Here is a 20,357-nt window from a genome sequence, read left to right as displayed (position 1 = left end):
AGGATGAAGCGCAAAAAAAAGGCGACTTCTCAGTCGCCTTAATCATTAATTTTCTAACGCCGCCTTCTGCGTCGTGATAATGGATTCGATCCCCCCTCGGGCTAACGCCAGGAGAGTGAGGAGCTCTTCATGGGTGAACGGCTCGCCTTCTGCCGTCCCCTGCACCTCAATAATGCGGCCATCTTCGGTCATCACCACGTTCATGTCGGTTTCCGCTGCGGAATCTTCGATGTACTCCAGATCGCAAATGGCTTCGCCGTTAACGATACCAACGGACACCGCGGCAACCATCCCCTTCATTGGGTTGGTTTTCAGCTTGCCGGCTGCCACCAGTTTGTTCAGCGCATCGGCCAGCGCCACGCAGGCTCCGGTAATCGACGCCGTACGGGTGCCGCCATCGGCCTGCAGCACATCGCAGTCAAGGGTGATGGTGAATTCACCCAGCGCTTTCAGGTCAACCGCCGCGCGCAGCGCGCGAGCGATCAGACGCTGGATTTCCATCGTCCGGCCGCCCTGCTTGCCTTTTGCTGCTTCACGCGCGTTACGCGTGTGCGTTGAGCGCGGCAGCATGCCATATTCAGCGGTGATCCAGCCCTGTCCCTGTCCTTTCAGGAAACGCGGAACGCCTTCGTCAATGGAAGCGGTGCACAACACTTTGGTATCACCGAATTCGACCAGCACGGAGCCTTCAGCGTGTTTTGTGTAATTACGGGTCAGGGTGACGGGACGCACCTGATTAGCGCTACGGCCTGCTGGACGCATGATAGAAATCTCCGGCTTGAAACGAATGTGGGGCGCATTATACGAATTTCATGGCGAAAAGCCTATGCCAACACGTGCCGGGCATGCACATAATGTCAGTCCAGTGTTTTACGATAAGATTTCAACCCCACGCCAATCACTATCACCGCCAGGCCGATCAGTGGCAAAAGGTCGGGTAATAATGCCATCGCAGAATAGCCTTTCAGCATGATGCCCTTAACCAGTCGGATGAAATAGGTCAGCGGTAAACAGGAGCCAATGGCTTTCGCCCAGTCAGGCATACTAATAAAGGGGCTGATAAAGCCGGAAAGCATAATGGAAGGAATAAAGTAAAATGACGACATTTGCAGCGCCTGCAGTTGGTTTTGTGCCAGGCCAGAAATACCAATGCCAATTGACAGGCAGAGGAAAACATATATTAACAGCACCAAAAAAAGCAGAAAAACGCTACCATGAAGGGGAATATCGAACAATAGCACAGCGGCAATCAGAATTAACGTCGCCTGGAACAAACCGATGACAACAAAAGGCGTTATCTTCCCGACAATGACCTCAAACCCGGTCAAAGGAGAGACCAGTAAATTTTCTAACGCCCCGTTTTCTCGCTCACGGGTAATAGACAGGGCGGTCATCAGGATCAAGGTGGTACTGAGTATCGATCCCATAATACCTGGAATAGTATTAAACTGGGTAATCCCCTCAGGGTTAAACATCCGATGGATAATAAGCTCGAAATCATCCTCTTTTTGCGAGACACGCATGTCGCCCGGCAAATCGTGTTGAAACATCGATTTCGCCACCTGTACAAGGGCACTTAGCGCATTCCCCGTGGTTATCGGATCGATGGCATCCCCCTGAATTAACAGCTGAGGCTTTTCTCCACGCAGCATCTTGCGCGTAAACCCCTCAGGAATTGTCACGATAAAAGTGACATCTCCCCGAACGAACGCTTTCTGCGCCGCCTCTTCTGAATCGACAGGAATCATTGAAAAATACCCTGTATTTTGCGCTTCCGTCACAAAAATATGACTCATGCGTTCGGTATCGTAATTTAATAACGCGGTAGGAAGATTATGGGGATCCATATTGATCGCATAGCCAAGAATGATCAGCTGAAAAATAGGTGTCAGGAGCACCATACTAATGCTGACTTTATCACGACGTAATTCGTGGATTTCCTTAATAACCACGCCGATCCAACGGGTAAAGGAGAAGCTTAAATTAATTTTTTTCACAATCGTTTTTCATCAAGTAGGTAAATGCATCTTCCAGATTGGTAGCCACCTGACAGAACTCATAGCCCTGTTGTGTAAATGCAAAAAGCGTGGACTTTAATTTGGCTTCATCTCTGGAAGTAATATAAAGCTGATTGCCAAAAATGACCGTTTGCTCAATATCCGGCAAGCGTTGTAGCTGGTTTTCAAGCAGCGTCAGACCGGTGCCACTGGTTCGCATGGTGATCAGATTCTGGGACGCGATAATCGACGAAATAGTGCCATTCGCCAACAGACGGCCATAAGACAGATAGGCAACCTTATGGCAGCGCTCGGCCTCATCCATATAATGCGTGCTCACCAGGATTGAGATCCCTCTGTCCGATAACTGATGCAGCATTTGCCAGAACTCTCGCCGCGCTTTCGGATCCACGCCAGCGGTTGGTTCATCGAGAAACAACAAAACGGGTTCATGCAACATGCAAGCGGCGAGGGCCATTCTTTGCTTCCAGCCGCCAGAAAGCTCCCTGGCCTGCTGATGCTGTCGGGTAGTGAGGCCTAACTCTGAAAGCGCGCGTTCAACCCGGGCTTTACGTTGGTCGAGGCTATACAACCGCGCGATAAAAAGTAAGTTTTCCCGGATGGTTAAATTTCCCCACATTGAGAAATACTGGGTCATATAACCTATCTTTTTTTTTATTTTTTCCCGCTGCGTAAAGATGTCCATGCCCAGACAAGAGCCTTCACCTGAATCCGGGGTAATCAAACCACACATCATCCGAATCGATGTTGTTTTCCCGCTACCGTTCGGCCCAAGAAAACCATAAATTTCGCCTTTTGCCACCTGCAAAGAGAAATCCTTTACGACGTGATGCTCACCAAAATACTTATTGAGATTTTTTACATCAATACAAAGATTATTCATTACCAATAACCTCCACATCAAACGGCTGGCCGATTTTCATCCGCTCAGCCTGCTTCCGGGCAGGAACAGCCTCAGCCATAAAAATGAGTTTCTCCCGGCGTTTCGTACTATAAATAACCGGAGGCGTAAATTCCGCTTCAGGACTGATGTAGTTAATCACGCCAGCAATGGGCTCAGCGCAACCATCGCATATCAGTTTTACCTTAGTTCCGATTTTAAATTTACCAAGCATCGCCTCGGGTATAAAAAAGCGTACTTTTATATTCTCAGGAGGTAACAGACTAATTATTGGTCTGCCGGCAGTGGGCCGTTCCCCGGCACGATAAATAATATCGAAGACTTTAGCATTGACCGGAGAAACAATCGTCGTTTGCTGGACATCCCAAAGCGCCTTGTCACGTTCGAGTTTTGCCGCGGCCACCATCGAGAGCTGTTTGCTAATCTCATCCTGACGGGCAGGCAGTTGCCGCGCTTTGAGTTGATTAATTAACTCTTCAACCTGCGCGCCTTTTTGCGTTAACTCATCCCGGATATCCTCCCATTCTGCGAGCGAGATGGCGCGACTGGCGTAAAGATTACGATACCGCTCAAGCTGACGCTTTACCTGGGATTCCGCCGATCGTGCTTTTTTAATCTGGGCACGAATAATATCCAGCTCTTCAGGCCGCTCTCCCGACTCCAGATTTCGCAATAATGCGCTCTCTGCAGAAAGTTTTTCCTCAGCTCGCAGGAAAATATTTTGCGCATCAAAGGACTCAATCTTCACTAACTCTTGCCCAGGCGTGACATTATCTCCTTTCTTAATGAATAGCTGTTCAATTTTTGCAGTGGAAGAATAAGAAAGATAGACAAATTCGCCATGTGAATAACCAGATAACCTGTTCTCCGGTTTGTTATCACACCCCGTTATCATCAGCATCGCTATCACAACAATAAATATATTTACTGGCTTTTGCATTAAAACGCATCCGTACGCATAGAGTTTTCATTACTGATGTCTGGATTGAATTATTCTCATTCCAAACCCTAACGTTATCGTCAGTTTAATCCTTTAAATAATGCTTAAAGTATATTTCATTCAATTTATCGAGAGCACTCAGGTTTAAACCAGCGATCGAGTGAAAAGCATCATCTTTTGTGAATGCAAGAATCGACGATCCGCCTGGAGAAAACCATTTAGCGCTCTGTTTAAAAGGCCATGGTAGTTCATAACCTTTTTCTCTCAGTAAATCGTTAAGCACACGCCAGTCGTCTCTAAAATCATTTCCGGAAAATGGGCTATCACTTTGTGCACCTTCTGCAGTGAATAATTGAATTGGCGTACAAAAGTTAACCGAACTGGGAAAGTACATATTATAAAAGCTTACAATGAGTTTCTGCACCTCTTCAGGAAAAGAGCCGGGGATCGTCAACACACCTAACAAATATTTATAGTCTGGATATCTTTTTATAAAATCAAATATCCCGCGCCATAAATAATCAAGAACATTACTTTTTTGATAAGGCTTCTGGATAAATCCACGGCCGATTTCCACACACTGGCTTAAACAGGAATAGGCATTATTATGGTACTTGAACAGGCTGTTGCTATAGAGGCCTGTTATTCCATGTTGCGCTAACTGCTCACCAACGGGTATTAGACGATAGGCACCCAGTATTTCTTCATCAGAAGGATCCCATAAAATGATATGGTAATAGGTTTCATCAAAAACATCATTATCTCTGTCTTTACCGGATCCAGCGCCAATATCGCGATAACAGCGCTCGCGTAAGCGCCCTAGCTCATCAAGAATGGGTGAGTCCCCGAGGGTATTGCAGCGAAATATCAATAATTTTCTACCATCATCAAATTGTCTTAATACTTCGCACTCTTCTATTGCGTTTATTAAACTCTCTCGACTACCTGTTAATTTTTGCGGAGAAACCGTATCTACCAGCGCCGGACCATTCTCTCCGATGCTCTGGAGATGCATCAAGCATACACTTGACGCGGCGGACAGATCTTTATTAAATCGATTAAACGAAGATAAGGCTATTTGCTGCCCTACTTTGATTTTCATGGTCTTACCACGATGGCGTAGCGCTTCACGAATAATCATTATATTTGACAGTTGCCGCCAGACCGTCGCAGCTAAATAATAAGTTTTGCTGTTTGATCCCGTAATATGGACAGGTACCAGCGCCGCGTTGTTTCTCATCGCCAGTTGTAAAAAACCGGGATTCCATTGATGTTCCTGTAAACCTGAAAGAGACCAGCTAGCCAACTTACCTGCAGGACAAATAATCAACACACCACCGTTCTTCAGGTGATCGTTCATTTCCCTGAATTTCTTATGGCTCATCTTACCAGCCATATTCTCAATACCAATGGTAAGTTCTGCCACCTGTGGGAATATCATTGGCAAAATATGGTTAGCCACTATTTTTATATCTTTCCTGACCTGAGCGATAGTATGTATTAAAGCAATACCATCCATTACCGTCGGATGATTTGAAATAACAACTGTAGCACCCTGTCGGGGTATATTATTAAAGTCAGAGTATTCCGTTTCACATCGGACGTTAAAAAAATCAATGACCGAACTAACCCAATGCACACCATTTTTATCAATTAACCGTTCGTCGTTTATTAAACGAGAGAATATCTTATTGCCAAATGCGGCTCTGAAAACCCATTTTTTCCAGTGTGGAATATGGGTATCTGGGAAAAACTCTCGAATGACTCTGTCAAAGATAGCGTTCATATTAAAATCCTTTTTATAGAACTAATCTAAAACGACTATACTCGTGATCCTTCTGTCGGACAATACCGCCCAAAATGAAAACCCACTAATACAAAATTAATGAATATAGTTGAAGTGATAATATTCATGAAGACAATATAAACAATAGCAGGTTTAATATATTCGCCGCAATAAATTCAAAAAAATCATACATAATACTTAAAGATAATACACCGCAGTATTTCCTGTGGTTATATTTGGCACGAAAGCATCACTCTGATAAGATTTTCCGACAAGAAACTAGCTCGTATAGCATCATCTGTATTTGATGTTCACGCCAAATAACATAAAACCATTAACTACAGCAAAAAGTAATATCTCCCCGCGGTCAACAAAGCGCAGAAAAACCATTTCTTCAGTAAGCCCAAATAATTAACCACATATAACTTAACAGCGTCATTGACGTAAAATCGCTAATACAAAACGTCTTATTTTTACCCACAACAGAAGCATACCGCTCGCTTAACTTAGTAATTGCATGAAATAGATTGTGGCTATGCCCCTCAAAACAATCGCCATCCAGGTATTTCATCACTATTCCTGTTAAGTCACCGCCCGCATAGCTATAATCCTTGCATTCATTATTACGAAAACAGGAACGTCTATGATCCGCAGTATGACCGCCTATGCCCGCCGTGAAATCAAGGGTGACTGGGGTAGCGCCGCATGGGAGCTGCGCTCGGTAAACCAGCGCTATCTGGAAACGTACTTCCGCCTGCCGGAGCAGTTCCGTAGTCTGGAGCCCGTGGTACGCGAGCGCATTCGCGCCCGCCTGACTCGCGGTAAAGTCGAATGCACCCTGCGTTTTGAACAAGATCCCAGCGCTCAGGGTGAACTTATCCTCAACGAAAAGCTGGCTAAACAGCTGGTCAACGCTGCCAACTGGGTGAAAATGCAGAGCGATGAAGGGGAAATCAACCCGGTTGATATCCTGCGCTGGCCGGGCGTGATGGCCGCCAAAGAGCAGGATCTCGACGCCATCGCCGCCGACATTCTGGCCGCTCTTGATGGCGCGCTGGACGACTTCATCGTCGCCCGCGAAACGGAAGGCCAGGCCCTGAAAGCGCTTATCGAGCAGCGGCTTGAAGGGGTGAGCGGCGAAGTGACCAAAGTTCGCGCCCATATGCCGGAAATCCTCCAGTGGCAGCGCGAGCGTCTGGTTGCCAAACTGGAAGACGCGGAAGTGCAGCTGGAAAATAACCGTCTTGAGCAAGAGCTGGTGCTGATGGCGCAGCGTATCGACGTTGCCGAAGAGCTGGACCGCCTCGAAGCGCACGTTAAAGAGACCTACAACATTCTGAAAAAGAAAGAGGCTGTGGGTCGCCGTCTCGACTTTATGATGCAGGAGTTCAACCGTGAGTCGAACACCCTGGCGTCAAAATCGATTAACGCCGAGGTCACCAACTCCGCGATTGAGCTGAAGGTACTGATCGAGCAAATGCGCGAACAGATACAGAATATCGAGTAACGCTTTCTCACCCATCCAGGCACTACAGTATAAAAGGTCATGATCAATCATGGCCTTTTTATTTATCTCTCCCGCCGGCTGACGATAAGAATCTACGTATAAAAATAGTCGTCCAGTTTTCGGTTGTGGCAAATGAGCCCAACGCGGCACAGTCTGGGGACACACTACCGCGGGAGAAAAGAATGAACTTCAACGCGCTTCACCAGCAAAACCAACCGTTGTTGCTTGCCAACGTCTGGGATGCCAGCAGCGCTCAGGCCGCTCAGCAGGCCGGTTATCAGGCGCTGGGCTCCTCCAGCGCTGCTATCGCCGCAATGTTAGGGTATGAAGATGGCGAAGAGATGAGTTTTGACGAGCTGTTATATATCGTCTCACGCATCAAAGCTGTTAGCGAACTGCCGTTAAGCGTCGATTTAGAGGCGGGCTACAGCGCCACAACCAGCCACATCATTGACAATATCCGGCGTCTGGCGCATCTCGGCGTGAGCGGAATAAACCTCGAGGATAGTCATGTGGTGAATAATACGCGTCGTCTTGACGATGCCGTGGTCTTTGCCGCCAAAATCCAGGAAATCACCCACGCTTGTCCCGATATGTTTGTTAATGTCCGCACCGATACCTTTCTTCTCAACGTACCAAATGCACTGGATGAGACGCTCTATCGCGGTCAGTTATACGCTAACCATGGCGGATGCGGTTTTTTTGTGCCTTGCGTCACCCGCGCGGAAGATATTACCGCCATTGTCCGCCACGTGCCTTTACCCTTAAACGTAATGTGCATGCCTGAGCTGGCGGACTTCAGTACCTTATCGGCACTGGGCGTAAAACGAATTTCGATGGGCAATTTTATTCATGCTGCCACACAGGCCAGACTGAAAGACTTATTATGTCAGGTGCAAGCTAACTACTCTTTCTCGGGTGTTTTTTGACCATGAAAATTACCGACAGCATCCAGTGCGATATCTGGTATCAGGCGCTGCTTGAACGCGCTGTGGAGTTTACCGGCGTCTTTTTCGTTGGCGTGAAAACCACCGGCGTATTTTGTATCTCGGTCTGTCGGGCGCGAAAACCCAGGCGGGAAAACGTCGAATTCTATAATGACGTTAAATCCGCGCTGGATGCCGGGTTCCGGCCATGCAAAGTCTATCGCCCGACGGAGAATGCCCGGACAGCCCCCGCCTTTGTTGAGCAAGCGCTCCGCCTGCTGCGAGAAGACCCGAAGGTTCGCCTCAGTGATAGCGAACTACGTCAGCACGATATTAGCCCGGAACGCGTTCGCCGCTGGTTCCTGCAAAACCACGGGATCACCTTTCAGGCTTTTCAACGGATGCAGCGCGTTAATATGGCGCTTCAGGAGCTGAAAGCAGGCCGATCAACCACCGATGTCGCTTTCGATAGCGGCTATGAGTCCTTAAGCGGTTTCGGCTATACCTGCAAAAAATTGACCGGTTCCGCACCCAGCGCGCAACGCCAGGTTGTTTTAATTCATCGTTTTACCACCCCATTAGGGCCAATGTTTGTTTGTGCAACGCAGCGGGGGATTTGTCTGCTGGAGTTTGTCGACAGACGAGCGCTGGAGACAGAATTCAGCGACCTGCAGCGACGGTTCGACGCCAGCATCATCGCTGGTGAAAACGCCCACACCCGGCAGGCGCAACAGGAAATAACGGAGTATTTTGCCGGGCGGCGTCAATCGTTCGAGGTGGCGCTTGATACCCCAGGCAGCGAATTCCAGCGAGCGGTCTGGCGCCATTTACAGTACGTTAGCTTCGGTGAGACGACGCATTATCAATCGATTGCGATGGATATAGGTAAACCAACGGCCACGCGCGCGGTGGCTGCAGCAAACGGCGCTAACCGCGTCGCGATTATCATCCCCTGCCATCGAATTATCGGCAAAGATGGTTCGATGACCGGTTACGGCGGCGGCGTTGCACGTAAAAAATGGCTTATTAACCATGAGGCAACCATCAGGGAAAAATGCGGCTGATTTTACTTCCCGGATGAAGGGCCCCTCCCTGTTCACTTTCACTGCGGTTCGGTAAACCTATTTTTTGTCCAGCGCCCGGCAGGTTAAAAACGCCCCTGCCGCGCACAGCAGCGCCGGAGCCAGATAGCTGTGATCCATGTGGGTGAACTCCATCACCAGCACCACCGCAGTCAGCGGCATCTGCATGGAGGCGGCGAGAAACGCGGCCGCCCCCACCAGAGCGAAGCTGCTTTTATCTCCGCCAGGGAAGCCGAGCTGCCAGAGTGCGCAGAGCAGCAGACTGACCAGTCCGCCTACCGCCAGCCCCGGGGTTAACAATCCACCCTCCGCGCCGCCGCGCAGCACCGCCAGGATCACCACCATCTTCAACACTAACAGGATAGCGACCATAGAGAGAGGCAGCCCGTCGCTGAGCGCCAACTGCATTGGTCCCTTGCCATTGCCCGGAAGTTCCGGGAAATAAAGGCTCAGGATGGCAAGAAGGGAAAACCCCAGCAGACAGAACACCGGCATCTGCCAGTTACTTCGGACGCGTGAACGCGCTGCGCTGGTCGCTTTACGAAAGAGCCAGGCGCCGGTGCCAAGAATCGGGCCCGCCAGAATCGCCCACCAGAGAAAGGAATGCGGAAGCGTGCTGGAAACAAAATGGTATTGCGATTCATCCCCTAACCCCAGGGTAGCCGTCCACGCGGCAATCGCCGAGGTCATTATCGCCGCCAGCGTTTTTTCCCAGCTAAACGACAGCAGCATGACCTCAAGGCTGAACAACGCCCCTGCCAGCGGGACGTTATAGACCGCCGCCAGACCGGCGCCCGCCCCACAGGCGATCAGGGTGCGGGTTTCATCTTCCAGCAGGCCCAGCTTACGCGCCACCATCCCCGCCCCCAGCGCGCCCATTTCCCGGGGCGCCACTTCGCGGCCAAGCGGGGAACCCAGCGCTACGGTGACGATCTGCAGCAGGGCGTGGATCGTCGTGGTGCCTGCTGGCATGGGTACGGAAGGGTTGGCCACCGCCGCCGCAATGGAAACCCGCTTCTGCCCATAGCGACCAAGCAGCCACCAGCCAAATCCGGCGACGACGCCGCCGGCCACGATTGCCGCGATGCGGCGTGGCCAGGACGACTCCGTGACGCCCTGTAAAAATGACACCGAACCGACGATCTGCCCGGCACTGTAGCCAAAAGCCAGGTGCTGTATCGCGTGTAAAATCAGTGCCAGCACCATACCGGACAAACCGGCCAGAATCCCGGTTAATACCACGGCTATCAGGCGAGTCAGATTGTTTTTATTCCCGGCGGCGACGCTCATTTTCTCAGGCCTTGAAAAGGAAAAATAAAAGAATAAAGGACGAGACTTAAACATTGCGTAATCATAGTGTTTTCGATAGTGATACCCGTCGCTTCACTTAGCATTACTTTTTCTAATCAATAAAAATACCTAAAAAATCAATAAACCTTTAAATCAAGCCATCACAGATACTACTTCCATTAATTTTTCCTGGCGTAAATGATTCGCTTTAGAAAATCTCAATCGTGATCCTGCGCACAAATCGTTAACCTGCCCGCCATTATCTGGGGGGATCTATGCTGCTTCATGTTCTGTATTTAATCGGTATCACCGCGGAAGCCATGACCGGCGCGCTGGCTGCCGGGCGCCGGCGGATGGACACGTTTGGCGTCATCATTATCGCCACCGCGACCGCGCTGGGCGGGGGTTCCGTTCGCGATATCCTGCTGGGACATTATCCTCTCGGCTGGGTGAAACATCCGGAATATGTCATTATTGTCGCTGTCGCCGCCGTCCTCACCACCATTGCCGCTCCAGTGATGCCTCACCTTCGCCGGCTGTTTCTGGTGCTGGACGCGCTGGGGCTGATCGTGTTTTCCATCATCGGCGCGCAGATCGCCCTGGATATGGGCGAAGGTCCGATCATCGCCTCTATCGCCGCGGTCATCACCGGCGTTTTTGGCGGCGTACTGCGAGATATGTTCTGCAAACGCATTCCGCTGGTCTTCCAGAAAGAGCTGTATGCCGGGATCTCGTTTGCCGCAGCCGTACTCTATATTGCCCTGCAACATTACGTCAGCAGCCACGATGTGGTGGTGCTGGCTACGCTGCTGTTCGGCTTTACCGCCCGCATGCTGGCACTGCGCTGGAAACTGGGGCTACCGGTCTTCCACTACACCCATGATAGCCACTAACCGCCTCAAAATCCGGGGATGCGCTGCCCACTGAGCCATTGCGCCAGCGCCACCACATCCGGATGGTGCAGGAAGGCCACCAGCTGGCGGGCTCTGATCTCCCCCACGCCCGGCAGCGCGCGCCATTGCGCTTCACTTTTTGCCGCCAGCAGATGCCAGTTCTCGCTTTCGAGCTGCGTCAGCGCCCCCTGAGGCACCGGGAGCCCCATCGCCAGCACCCAGCGGATAAAAGGCCGTTTGCGAACGAGATCAAATTGATGCCAGAGGTGCTGCCCGCGGGCGGCGGAGATCCCTGGCACCGCCTGCAGCTGCTCCACCGTAAGCGCCAGCCAGGAAAAAATATGCGTCATCGGGTTTTGCTGCTGAATGGCGCGCCATAAATGTTCCCCCACGCCATCGACATCCAGCGCGGACTTTGATGACAGCCAGATCAGCCGGGAAAGAAACTGTTCGCTGCACTCAGGGGTGGCGAAATAGCAGGTTAGCGCATTGAATTTCGCCGCCGGCGGCGTCGGTTTATGGCGCTCGGCCGTCCGCCAGACGACGGCGTCGATCCGAGGAATACCCTGCCCTGCCAGACTGATCTGCAGCTGATCGCCAACCCCAATATCCAGCGCCTGCCAGCGGGCCACAGAGCCAACATTAACCCGCTGCACGCGTTTATCATCCAGCCGCTGGGGCTCAAGCTGGGCCACGACGTTGAGCCTGCCGCTGCGGCCAGTGCTGAAATGGATCGCCCGTACCTCCATCACTTGCGAGGCCGGAGGATACTTCCAGGCCGCCAGCCACTCTCCCTTTCCGGGAGACCAGACACGTCCCGGCGGTTCGCGCCCTTCGCGCACAATCACGCCATCGCTGACGAAGGGGAGCGGCGAGCGATACCAGCGCTGGCGCCACTCCGCCACCTGCTCAACGCGCGTTACCGAATGGGTGTATTGTCCGCTGTAGCCAAACCCCGCCTGCGCCAGCAGCTGCTGTCGACGGCGCATATCCGAGGGACCGTCTGGCCAGGCCCAGATAAAAACGTCCAGCTGGCTGAGCGGCGCCGCCGCCGCGTCGGCTCGCATCATCAACCCGGCGACTTTCGCCCGCGCGTTCATCCCCCCAGCCTGCTGCTGTACATGGCCGTCCCGGCGCAGAAACAGCTCCCCCTGCAGCACGCTGTTGGCCAGTTCACCGGTCGTCACTTTCGCCAGCGCCGGGATCTGCCGCGCTCGGGCGGTCCATGCCTCACCGCGCAGACCATCGCCGCGGCTAATGGCCTGAACCAAACTCCCCTGGCGATAGACCAGGGTCACCGCCACGCCGTCCACTTTAGGCTGTATCCACAGGTCGGTTTTATTTTTCATCCAGTGGGCCACGCTGGCGCCATCGGCCAGTTTGCGCACGCCGGTATGCGCCACCGGATGACGCGTATCGCCCGTCGGCGGAGGCAGATCGTCATCCTCAGGCGTCTCGTCCGGAAAACATTGCCGCCACTGCGCCAGCCGCAGAGTGAGCTGGTCATAAACGTCATCGCTTACCTCACTGGTGCCTTGTCGCCAGTAGGCCTCTTTCCAGGCGACAATTTGCTGATGAAGGCGTGAAATCTCCTGCCTTCCTTTGGCCGGCGGCCAGTCCGGACACGTCGCCAGCGCGCTGGCAGAGAACATCCCCATCGCCAGCCACCACCCTCCTTTTCGCATAGCATTCCTCTCCTTCGTCACCTGGCGGAGAGTCTGCTGTAGAACACCGCGAACCGCGATGGGTACTTTTTCGCCTTGCGAAGCGCCTTCCAGGATTTACGCCTCATTGCAGCAACGGCTGGCGAATTCAGGAAAACGGCAGGCAAAATGAAAGAAACCGCGGCAAAAAGTGTGACAATGACTGCGTCACGCCGCGGCGACGTGTATAATAGGCTCGTATGTAGGACCTCTTTCGATAACCACATACAAAAGACACTCATGGCTCAAGGCACGCTTTATATTGTTTCCGCCCCTAGCGGCGCGGGTAAATCCAGCCTGATTCAGGCTTTATTAAAAACCCAACCGTTGTATGACACCCAGGTATCGGTCTCCCATACCACGCGGGCGCCGCGTCCGGGTGAAGTGCACGGCGAACACTATTTCTTCGTGAATCACGACGAATTCCGCTCGATGATTGGCGAAAACGCGTTTCTGGAACATGCAGAGGTCTTTGGCAACTATTACGGCACGTCGCGTAAAGCGATCGAGCAGGTGCTGGCGACTGGCGTCGATGTCTTCCTCGATATCGACTGGCAAGGTGCGCAGCAGATCCGTAAAAGCATGCCCGGCGCACGCAGCATTTTTATTCTGCCGCCGTCAAAAGATGAACTGGACCGTCGCCTGCGCGGCCGCGGCCAGGACAGCGAAGAGGTGATCGCGAAACGGATGGCCCAGGCCGTTGCGGAAATGAGCCATTACGCGGAATATGATTACCTGATTGTGAACGATGATTTTGACACCGCCCTGAGCGACCTGAAAAATATCATCCGCGCTGAACGTCTGCGCATGAGCCGCCAAAAGCAGCGACATGGCGCTTTAATCACCAAACTATTGGCAGACTGAACCCACATTCAGTATCATGCCCAGTCATTTCTTCACCTGTGGAGCATTTTAAGTATGGCACGCGTAACTGTTCAGGACGCTGTAGAGAAAATTGGTAACCGTTTTGACCTGGTACTGGTCGCCGCGCGTCGCGCTCGTCAGATGCAGGTAGGCGGAAAGGATCCGCTGGTACCGGAAGAAAACGATAAAACCACCGTTATCGCACTGCGCGAAATCGAAGAAGGTCTGATCAACAACCAGATCCTCGACGTACGTGAGCGCCAGGAACAGCAAGAGCAGGAAGCCGCTGAATTACAAGCCGTTACCGCGATTGCTGAAGGTCGTCGTTAATCACACAGCGGGTCGCCCTTGTATCTGTTTGAAAGCCTGAATCAGCTGATTCAAAACTACCTGCCGGAAGAGCAAATCAAGCGCCTTCGGCAGGCGTATCTCGTTGCACGTGACGCTCACGAGGGTCAGACACGTTCAAGCGGTGAACCCTATATCACGCACCCGGTCGCGGTAGCCTACATTCTGGCCGAGATGAAGCTCGACTATGAAACGCTGATGGCCGCGCTGCTGCATGATGTGATTGAAGATACCCCCGCCACCTACCAGGACATGGAACAGCTTTTTGGTAAAAGCGTTGCCGAACTGGTAGAGGGGGTGTCGAAACTTGATAAGCTCAAGTTTCGCGATAAGAAAGAGGCGCAGGCCGAAAACTTTCGCAAAATGATCATGGCGATGGTGCAGGACATCCGCGTCATCCTCATCAAGCTTGCCGACCGCACCCACAACATGCGTACTCTGGGCTCGTTACGCCCGGATAAACGCCGCCGCATCGCCCGCGAAACGCTGGAAATTTACAGCCCGCTGGCGCACCGTTTAGGTATCCATCACATCAAGACCGAGCTCGAAGAGCTGGGCTTTGAAGCGCTGTACCCTAACCGCTACCGCGTCATTAAAGAGGTGGTCAAAGCGGCGCGCGGCAACCGTAAAGAGATGATCCAAAAAATCCTCTCCGAAATCGAAGGACGGTTGCAGGAAGCGGGGATCCCCTGCCGCGTCAGCGGTCGCGAAAAGCATCTGTACTCCATCTACTGCAAAATGGTGCTTAAAGAGCAGCGTTTTCACTCGATCATGGATATCTACGCCTTCCGCGTTATCGTCCATGATGCCGATATCTGCTATCGCGTGCTCGGCCAGATGCACAGCCTCTACAAACCGCGTCCAGGTCGTTTCAAAGATTACATCGCCATTCCGAAAGCGAACGGCTATCAGTCTTTGCATACCTCGATGATCGGCCCCCACGGCGTCCCGGTCGAGGTACAAATTCGTACCGAAGACATGGACCAGATGGCGGAGATGGGGGTTGCGGCGCACTGGGCTTATAAAGAGCACGGCGGCGAAAGCAGCACCACCGCGCAAATCCGCGCTCAGCGCTGGATGCAAAGCCTGCTGGAGCTGCAGCAGAGCGCCGGCAGCTCGTTTGAATTTATCGAGAGCGTAAAATCCGATCTGTTCCCGGATGAGATTTACGTTTTCACCCCGGAAGGTCGCATTGTCGAACTGCCCGCTGGCGCCACGCCGGTGGACTTCGCCTACGCGGTGCATACCGATATCGGCCATGCCTGCGTTGGCGCGCGCGTCGATCGCCAGCCTTATCCGCTGTCGCAGCCGCTCTCCAGCGGCCAGACTGTCGAAATTATCACCGCGCCGGGCGCACGCCCGAATGCCGCCTGGCTGAACTTTGTCGTCAGCTCGAAAGCGCGCGCCAAGATCCGTCAGCTGCTGAAAAACCTTAAGCGCGACGATTCGGTCAGCCTTGGCCGTCGTCTGCTCAATCACGCGCTGGGCGGAAGCCGCAAACTCGCCGAGATCCCGCCGGAGAATATCCAGCGCGAACTTGATCGCATGAAGCTGGCCACGCTTGACGATCTGCTGGCGGAAATCGGTCTGGGCAACGCCATGAGCGTCGTGGTGGCGAAAAACCTGCAGCAGGGCGAAGCCGCTGCGGCGCCGGTACCGGCTAACGCGTCGAACCACGGCCATCTGCCGATCAAAGGCGCCGATGGCGTGTTGATCACCTTCGCCAAGTGCTGTCGCCCGATCCCAGGTGACCCGATTATCGCCCACGTCAGTCCGGGTAAAGGGCTGGTTATCCACCATGAATCCTGTCGTAACATTCGCGGCTACCAGAAAGAGCCGGAGAAATTTATGGCGGTTGAGTGGGATAAAGAGACCGCTCAGGAGTTCATCACCGAAATCAAGGTGGACATGTTTAACCACCAGGGCGCGCTGGCTAACCTGACGGCGGCGATCAACACCGCGTCTTCCAATATCCAGAGCCTGAATACGGAAGAGAAAGATGGCCGCGTATACAGCGCCTTTATCCGCCTGACCGCGCGTGACCGCGTGCATCTGGCGAATATCATGCGCAAAATCCGCGTCATGCCGGACGTGATTAAAGTCACCCGTAACCGAAACTAGCTTTATGAACTCAAAGCGCTACGAGCGTATCTGCGAGATGCTCGCCAGGCGTCAGCCTGACCTGACGGTCTGCATGGAGCAGGTCCATAAGCCTCATAACGTCTCTGCGGTCATTCGGACCGCAGATGCCGTTGGCGTACACGAAGTGCATGCCGTCTGGCCAAGCAGCCGGATGCGTACCATGGCCTCCGCCGCCGCGGGCAGCAACAGCTGGGTGCAGGTGAAAACCCACCGCACCATCGCAGATGCCGTCGGCCACCTGAAAGGCCAGGGTATGCAAATCCTCGCCACTCACCTTTCCGACAAAGCCATCGATTTTCGTGAAATCGACTATACGCGTCCAACCTGCATCCTGATGGGCCAGGAGAAAACCGGCATCACCCAGGAAGCGCTGGCGCTGGCCGATCAGGACATCATTATCCCGATGATCGGCATGGTGCAGTCGCTGAACGTCTCCGTCGCCTCGGCGCTGATCCTTTACGAGGCGCAGCGCCAGCGGCAGAACGCCGGGATGTACCAACGCGCCAACAGCATGCTGCCGCCGGAAGAGCAGCAGCGCCTGCTGTTCGAAGGCGGTTATCCGGTGCTGGCCCGCGTCGCCCGACAAAAAGGTCTGCCTTACCCCCACGTCAACGAGCAGGGCGAAGTGGAAGCCGATGACGCATGGTGGGCTACCATGCAGGCAACGAGGTAAACCTGATGTCAGGCCGCCTGCTCGATGCCGTTCCGCTCAGCTCACTCACCGGAGTGGGCGCTACGCAAAGCAGTAAACTGGCGAAGATCGGCCTGCATACGGTTCAGGACCTGCTGCTGCACCTGCCGCTGCGTTACGAAGATCGCACCCATCTTTACCCGATAGCCGAGCTGCTTCCCGGGGTTTATGCCACCGTGGAAGGCGAAGTGCTCAACAGCAATATCACCTTCGGCGGCCGGCGGATGATGACCTGCCAGATCAGCGACGGCACCGGCATCCTCACCATGCGCTTTTTCAACTTTAACGCGGCGATGAAAAACAGCCTCGCGACTGGTCGTCGGGTGCTGGCCTACGGTGAAGCCAAACGCGGGAAGTACGGCGCCGAGATGATCCACCCGGAATACCGCGTCCAGGGCGATATGAGCACCCCGGAGCTGCAGGAAACGTTAACTCCGGTCTATCCGACCACCGAAGGCATCAAGCAGGCGACCCTGCGCAAGCTCACCGACCAGGCGCTTGAGCTCCTGGAAACCTGCGCGATTAGCGAACTCCTCCCACCGGAGCTGGCGCAGGGGATGATGAGCCTGCCGGAAGCGCTGCGTACGCTGCACCGTCCGCCTCCTTCCTTGCAACTTAGCGAGCTGGAAAGCGGCAAGCACCCGGCGCAGCAGCGTCTGATTCTGGAAGAGCTGCTGGCGCATAACCTCAGCATGCTGGCGCTGAGGGCAGGCGCCCAGCGCTACCACGCCCTGCCGCTCGGCGCCAACGATACCCTGAAAAACCAGCTGCTGGCCTCCCTGCCCTTTAAGCCCACCGGCGCGCAGGCGCGGGTTACCGCCGAGATCGAACACGATATGGCGCTGGACGTGCCGATGATGCGCCTGGTGCAGGGCGATGTTGGCTCCGGTAAAACGCTGGTCGCCGCGCTGGCCGCCGTGCGCGCTATCGCCCACGGCAAACAGGTGGCGCTGATGGCGCCCACCGAACTACTTGCCGAACAGCACGCCAATAACTTCCGCAGCTGGTTTGAACCGCTGGGCATAGAAGTCGGCTGGCTGGCGGGCAAACAGAAAGGCAAAGCCCGTCAGGCGCAGCAGGAGGCTATCGCCAGCGGCGAAGTGCAGATGATTGTCGGCACTCACGCCATCTTCCAGGAGCAGGTGCAGTTTAACGGCCTGGCGCTGGTGATTATCGACGAACAGCACCGCTTCGGCGTGCATCAGCGGCTGGCGCTGTGGGAAAAAGGTCAGCAGCAGAGGTTCCACCCGCATCAGCTGATCATGACCGCCACGCCTATCCCCCGCACCCTGGCAATGACCGCCTACGCCGATCTGGACACCTCGATTATCGACGAGCTGCCGCCGGGCCGAACCCCGGTGACTACCGTCGCCATCCCGGACACCCGGCGCAGCGATATTATCGACCGCGTACGCAACGCCTGCACCCACGAAGGGCGCCAGGCCTATTGGGTTTGTACGCTAATTGAAGAGTCCGATCTGCTGGAAGCCCAGGCGGCGGAAGCGACCTGGGAAGAGCTCAAACTGGCGCTGCCGGAACTGAATATCGGCCTCGTCCACGGGCGGATGAAACCGGCCGAGAAGCAGGCGGTAATGCAGGCCTTCAAGCAGGGCGAAATGCACCTGCTGGTGGCCACCACGGTGATTGAAGTCGGCGTCGACGTGCCTAACTCAAGCCTGATGATTATCGAAAACCCGGAACGTCTGGGTCTGGCGCAGCTGCACCAGCTCAGAGGGCGCGTCGGGCGCGGCGCGGTCGCTTCCCACTGCGTGCTACTCTATAAATCGCCGCTCTCCAAAACGGCGCAGAAACGCCTGCAGGTCCTGCGCGACAGCAACGACGGTTTCGTCATCGCCCAGAAAGACCTCGAAATCCGCGGTCCCGGCGAGCTGCTCGGCACCCGCCAGACTGGCAACGCCGAATTTAAAGTAGCGGACTTGCTGCGCGATCAGGCGATGATCCCCGACGTTCAACGCATTGCTCGCCATATTCATGAACGCTATCCGCTGCAGGCCCAGGCGCTTATCGAGCGCTGGATGCCGGAAACCGAACGCTATTCCAACGCGTAGCGCGCGCTTTTGCCGCGCTGCGGGCAATTTTTCTACACAACGAGTGGATTATGAAACGAGAACTGGCCATCGAATTTTCGCGTGTCACCGAAGCCGCCGCGCTGGCGGGCTATAAATGGCTGGGCCGCGGCGATAAGAATACCGCCGACGGCGCAGCGGTTAACGCCATGCGCATTATGCTTAACCTCGTCAATATCGACGGCACCATCGTCATCGGCGAGGGCGAAATCGATGAAGCGCCGATGCTCTATATCGGCGAAAAAGTGGGTACCGGCAAGGGCGATGCGGTAGATATCGCCGTCGATCCCATCGAAGGCACCCGCATGACGGCGATGGGCCAGGCCAACGCCCTGGCGGTGATGGCGGTCGGCGATAAGGGCTGCTTCCTCAACGCGCCGGATATGTATATGGAAAAGCTGATTGTCGGCCCCGGCGCCAAAGGCGCCATCGATCTCAATCTGCCGCTGGAAGATAACCTGCACAATATCGCCCGCGCCCTGAACAAGCCGCTGGGCGAGCTGACCGTCACCGTGCTGGCGAAACCGCGCCACGACGCGGTCATTGCCCAGCTGCAGCAGCTGGGCGTGCGTGTATTCGCGATTCCCGATGGCGACGTCGCGGCCTCTATTCTCACCTGCATGCCGGATAGCGAAGTCGACGTACTGTACGGCATCGGCGGCGCGCCGGAAGGGGTGGTTTCCGCCGCGGTGATCCGCGCCCTCGACGGTGATATGCAGGGGCGTCTGCTGGCTCGCCACCACGTGAAGGGCGATAACGAAGAGAACCGCCGCATCGGTGAAAACGAGCTGGCGCGCTGCAAAACCATGGGCATTGAAGCAGGCAAAGTGCTGCGTCTGGATGAAATGGCGCGCAGCGATAACGTCGTCTTCTCCGCCACCGGGATCACCAAAGGCGATCTGCTGGACGGCATCACCCGCAAGGGCAACATGGCCACCACCGAGACGCTGCTGATCCGTGGCAAGTCGCGCACTATCCGTCGTATTCAGTCGATTCATTACCTCGACCGTAAAGATCCGGACATCCAGCAGCACATCCTGTAATACCGCTTTTTCTCTCCCAGGCAACCGTCCGCAGGCGGTTGCCCTGTTCTTCGTTTATATTTGATCAATAGAGCTTTCTTGTACCTTCGGGGTGGAAATCTTGCTCGTCTGGACCGAAGATAAGGCATCGCTTGGC

17 protein-coding genes are annotated in these 20,357 nt (G+C 54.2%); 10 read left to right on the top strand and 7 right to left on the bottom strand.

Annotated features, from left to right (window positions below):
- Window positions 1–45 precede the first annotated feature (45 nt).
- The 5 genes from rph to AS136_RS08325 all read right to left on the bottom strand — a co-directional run bounded on the left by rph (window position 46) and on the right by AS136_RS08325 (window position 5,645).
- Window positions 46–762, bottom strand: coding sequence for a ribonuclease PH (gene rph / locus AS136_RS08345; RefSeq protein ID WP_002922602.1), 717 nt, complete (start codon window positions 760–762; stop codon window positions 46–48).
- A gap of 95 nt (window positions 763–857) precedes the next feature.
- Window positions 858–1,997, bottom strand: a complete 1,140-nt coding sequence (locus tag AS136_RS08340; protein ID WP_016161961.1) for an ABC transporter permease — start codon at window positions 1,995–1,997, stop codon at window positions 858–860.
- A complete protein-coding gene (locus AS136_RS08335; protein ID WP_016161962.1) occupies window positions 1,984–2,901 on the bottom strand; it encodes an ABC transporter ATP-binding protein in 918 nt (305 codons plus the stop codon). Before AS136_RS08335 ends, AS136_RS08340 begins: the two co-directional genes overlap by 14 nt.
- A complete protein-coding gene (locus tag AS136_RS08330) occupies window positions 2,894–3,859 on the bottom strand; it encodes an HlyD family secretion protein (RefSeq protein ID WP_012967055.1) in 966 nt (321 codons plus the stop codon). The genes AS136_RS08335 and AS136_RS08330 overlap by 8 nt, the downstream gene beginning before the upstream one ends.
- Before the next feature lie 85 nt (window positions 3,860–3,944).
- Complete coding sequence (locus AS136_RS08325) at window positions 3,945–5,645, bottom strand: lysophospholipid acyltransferase family protein (protein ID WP_016161963.1); 1,701 nt, start codon at window positions 5,643–5,645, stop codon at window positions 3,945–3,947.
- Window positions 5,646–6,288: 643 nt separating this feature from the next.
- Between AS136_RS08325 and AS136_RS08320 the strand changes: the two genes are divergently transcribed.
- The 3 genes from AS136_RS08320 (at window position 6,289) to AS136_RS08310 (ending at window position 9,142) form a co-directional block, all read left to right on the top strand.
- Window positions 6,289–7,152 carry a YicC/YloC family endoribonuclease gene (locus AS136_RS08320; RefSeq protein ID WP_008806823.1) on the top strand — a complete coding sequence of 288 codons (864 nt, stop codon included), beginning with the start codon at window positions 6,289–6,291 and terminating at the stop codon, window positions 7,150–7,152.
- 182 nt (window positions 7,153–7,334) lie between these two features.
- On the top strand, window positions 7,335–8,081 hold the full coding sequence (locus tag AS136_RS08315) for an isocitrate lyase/PEP mutase family protein (protein ID WP_016161964.1): 747 nt from the start codon (window positions 7,335–7,337) through the stop codon (window positions 8,079–8,081).
- Window positions 8,082–8,083: 2 nt separating this feature from the next.
- A complete protein-coding gene (locus AS136_RS08310; RefSeq protein WP_016161965.1) occupies window positions 8,084–9,142 on the top strand; it encodes a bifunctional transcriptional activator/DNA repair enzyme AdaA in 1,059 nt (352 codons plus the stop codon).
- A gap of 57 nt (window positions 9,143–9,199) precedes the next feature.
- On the opposite strand, the gene AS136_RS08305 is transcribed toward AS136_RS08310, so the two are convergent.
- A complete protein-coding gene (locus AS136_RS08305; protein ID WP_016161966.1) occupies window positions 9,200–10,450 on the bottom strand; it encodes a chloride channel protein in 1,251 nt (416 codons plus the stop codon).
- Between the two features lie 275 nt (window positions 10,451–10,725).
- On the opposite strand from AS136_RS08305, the gene AS136_RS08300 reads away from it, so the two are divergent.
- On the top strand, window positions 10,726–11,343 hold the full coding sequence (locus tag AS136_RS08300; protein WP_012540300.1) for a trimeric intracellular cation channel family protein: 618 nt from the start codon (window positions 10,726–10,728) through the stop codon (window positions 11,341–11,343).
- Window positions 11,344–11,348: 5 nt separating this feature from the next.
- Here AS136_RS08300 and ligB read toward each other — a convergent pair whose 3' ends face one another.
- Complete coding sequence (gene ligB / locus AS136_RS08295) at window positions 11,349–13,028, bottom strand: NAD-dependent DNA ligase LigB (RefSeq protein ID WP_016161967.1); 1,680 nt, start codon at window positions 13,026–13,028, stop codon at window positions 11,349–11,351.
- Window positions 13,029–13,286: 258 nt separating this feature from the next.
- Here ligB and gmk point away from each other — a divergent pair, with 258 nt between their 5' ends.
- Genes gmk through glpX form a run of 6 tightly spaced genes read left to right on the top strand, consistent with a single transcriptional unit; the run spans window position 13,287 to window position 20,221 of the window.
- Complete coding sequence (gene gmk, locus AS136_RS08290) at window positions 13,287–13,910, top strand: guanylate kinase (RefSeq protein WP_002922664.1); 624 nt, start codon at window positions 13,287–13,289, stop codon at window positions 13,908–13,910.
- A 54-nt stretch (window positions 13,911–13,964) separates the two neighbouring features.
- Window positions 13,965–14,240 carry a DNA-directed RNA polymerase subunit omega gene (gene rpoZ / locus AS136_RS08285; protein ID WP_000135058.1) on the top strand — a complete coding sequence of 92 codons (276 nt, stop codon included), beginning with the start codon at window positions 13,965–13,967 and terminating at the stop codon, window positions 14,238–14,240.
- An 18-nt stretch (window positions 14,241–14,258) separates the two neighbouring features.
- Window positions 14,259–16,379, top strand: coding sequence for a bifunctional GTP diphosphokinase/guanosine-3',5'-bis pyrophosphate 3'-pyrophosphohydrolase (gene spoT, locus AS136_RS08280; RefSeq protein ID WP_063266751.1), 2,121 nt, complete (start codon window positions 14,259–14,261; stop codon window positions 16,377–16,379).
- Window positions 16,380–16,383: 4 nt separating this feature from the next.
- Entirely contained in the window at window positions 16,384–17,073 is a 690-nt protein-coding gene (gene trmH, locus AS136_RS08275) for a tRNA (guanosine(18)-2'-O)-methyltransferase TrmH (protein ID WP_008806817.1), read from the top strand.
- 5 nt (window positions 17,074–17,078) lie between these two features.
- Entirely contained in the window at window positions 17,079–19,160 is a 2,082-nt protein-coding gene (gene recG / locus AS136_RS08270) for an ATP-dependent DNA helicase RecG (protein WP_016161969.1), read from the top strand.
- A gap of 50 nt (window positions 19,161–19,210) precedes the next feature.
- Window positions 19,211–20,221 (top strand): class II fructose-bisphosphatase, encoded by a 1,011-nt coding sequence (gene glpX / locus AS136_RS08265; RefSeq protein WP_016161970.1) that lies wholly within the window; start codon window positions 19,211–19,213, stop codon window positions 20,219–20,221.
- Window positions 20,222–20,357 lie beyond the last annotated feature (136 nt).

This window comes from Klebsiella sp. D5A (genome assembly GCF_001620885.1).
Lineage (GTDB): Bacteria > Pseudomonadota > Gammaproteobacteria > Enterobacterales > Enterobacteriaceae > Klebsiella > Klebsiella variicola.
The sequence above is the reverse complement of the archived record's forward strand: the minus strand, read 5'-3'. Positions and strand labels throughout refer to the sequence as shown.

Bases quoted from the DNA above. Each gene is read 5' to 3' on its own strand.
- AS136_RS08335 (WP_016161962.1), bottom strand. From the start codon at position 2,901: ATGAATAATCTTTGTATTGATGTAAAAAATCTCAATAAGTATTTTGGT.
- trmH (WP_008806817.1), top strand. From the start codon at position 16,384: ATGAACTCAAAGCGCTACGAGCGTATCTGCGAGATGCTCGCCAGGCGT.
- rph (WP_002922602.1), bottom strand. From the start codon at position 762: ATGCGTCCAGCAGGCCGTAGCGCTAATCAGGTGCGTCCCGTCACCCTG.
- recG (WP_016161969.1), top strand. From the start codon at position 17,079: ATGTCAGGCCGCCTGCTCGATGCCGTTCCGCTCAGCTCACTCACCGGA.
- ligB (WP_016161967.1), bottom strand. From the start codon at position 13,028: ATGCGAAAAGGAGGGTGGTGGCTGGCGATGGGGATGTTCTCTGCCAGC.
- gmk (WP_002922664.1), top strand. From the start codon at position 13,287: ATGGCTCAAGGCACGCTTTATATTGTTTCCGCCCCTAGCGGCGCGGGT.
- AS136_RS08300 (WP_012540300.1), top strand. From the start codon at position 10,726: ATGCTGCTTCATGTTCTGTATTTAATCGGTATCACCGCGGAAGCCATG.
- AS136_RS08325 (WP_016161963.1), bottom strand. From the start codon at position 5,645: ATGAACGCTATCTTTGACAGAGTCATTCGAGAGTTTTTCCCAGATACC.
- AS136_RS08305 (WP_016161966.1), bottom strand. From the start codon at position 10,450: ATGAGCGTCGCCGCCGGGAATAAAAACAATCTGACTCGCCTGATAGCC.
- AS136_RS08330 (WP_012967055.1), bottom strand. From the start codon at position 3,859: ATGCAAAAGCCAGTAAATATATTTATTGTTGTGATAGCGATGCTGATG.
- AS136_RS08315 (WP_016161964.1), top strand. From the start codon at position 7,335: ATGAACTTCAACGCGCTTCACCAGCAAAACCAACCGTTGTTGCTTGCC.
- rpoZ (WP_000135058.1), top strand. From the start codon at position 13,965: ATGGCACGCGTAACTGTTCAGGACGCTGTAGAGAAAATTGGTAACCGT.
- AS136_RS08310 (WP_016161965.1), top strand. From the start codon at position 8,084: ATGAAAATTACCGACAGCATCCAGTGCGATATCTGGTATCAGGCGCTG.
- glpX (WP_016161970.1), top strand. From the start codon at position 19,211: ATGAAACGAGAACTGGCCATCGAATTTTCGCGTGTCACCGAAGCCGCC.
- AS136_RS08320 (WP_008806823.1), top strand. From the start codon at position 6,289: ATGATCCGCAGTATGACCGCCTATGCCCGCCGTGAAATCAAGGGTGAC.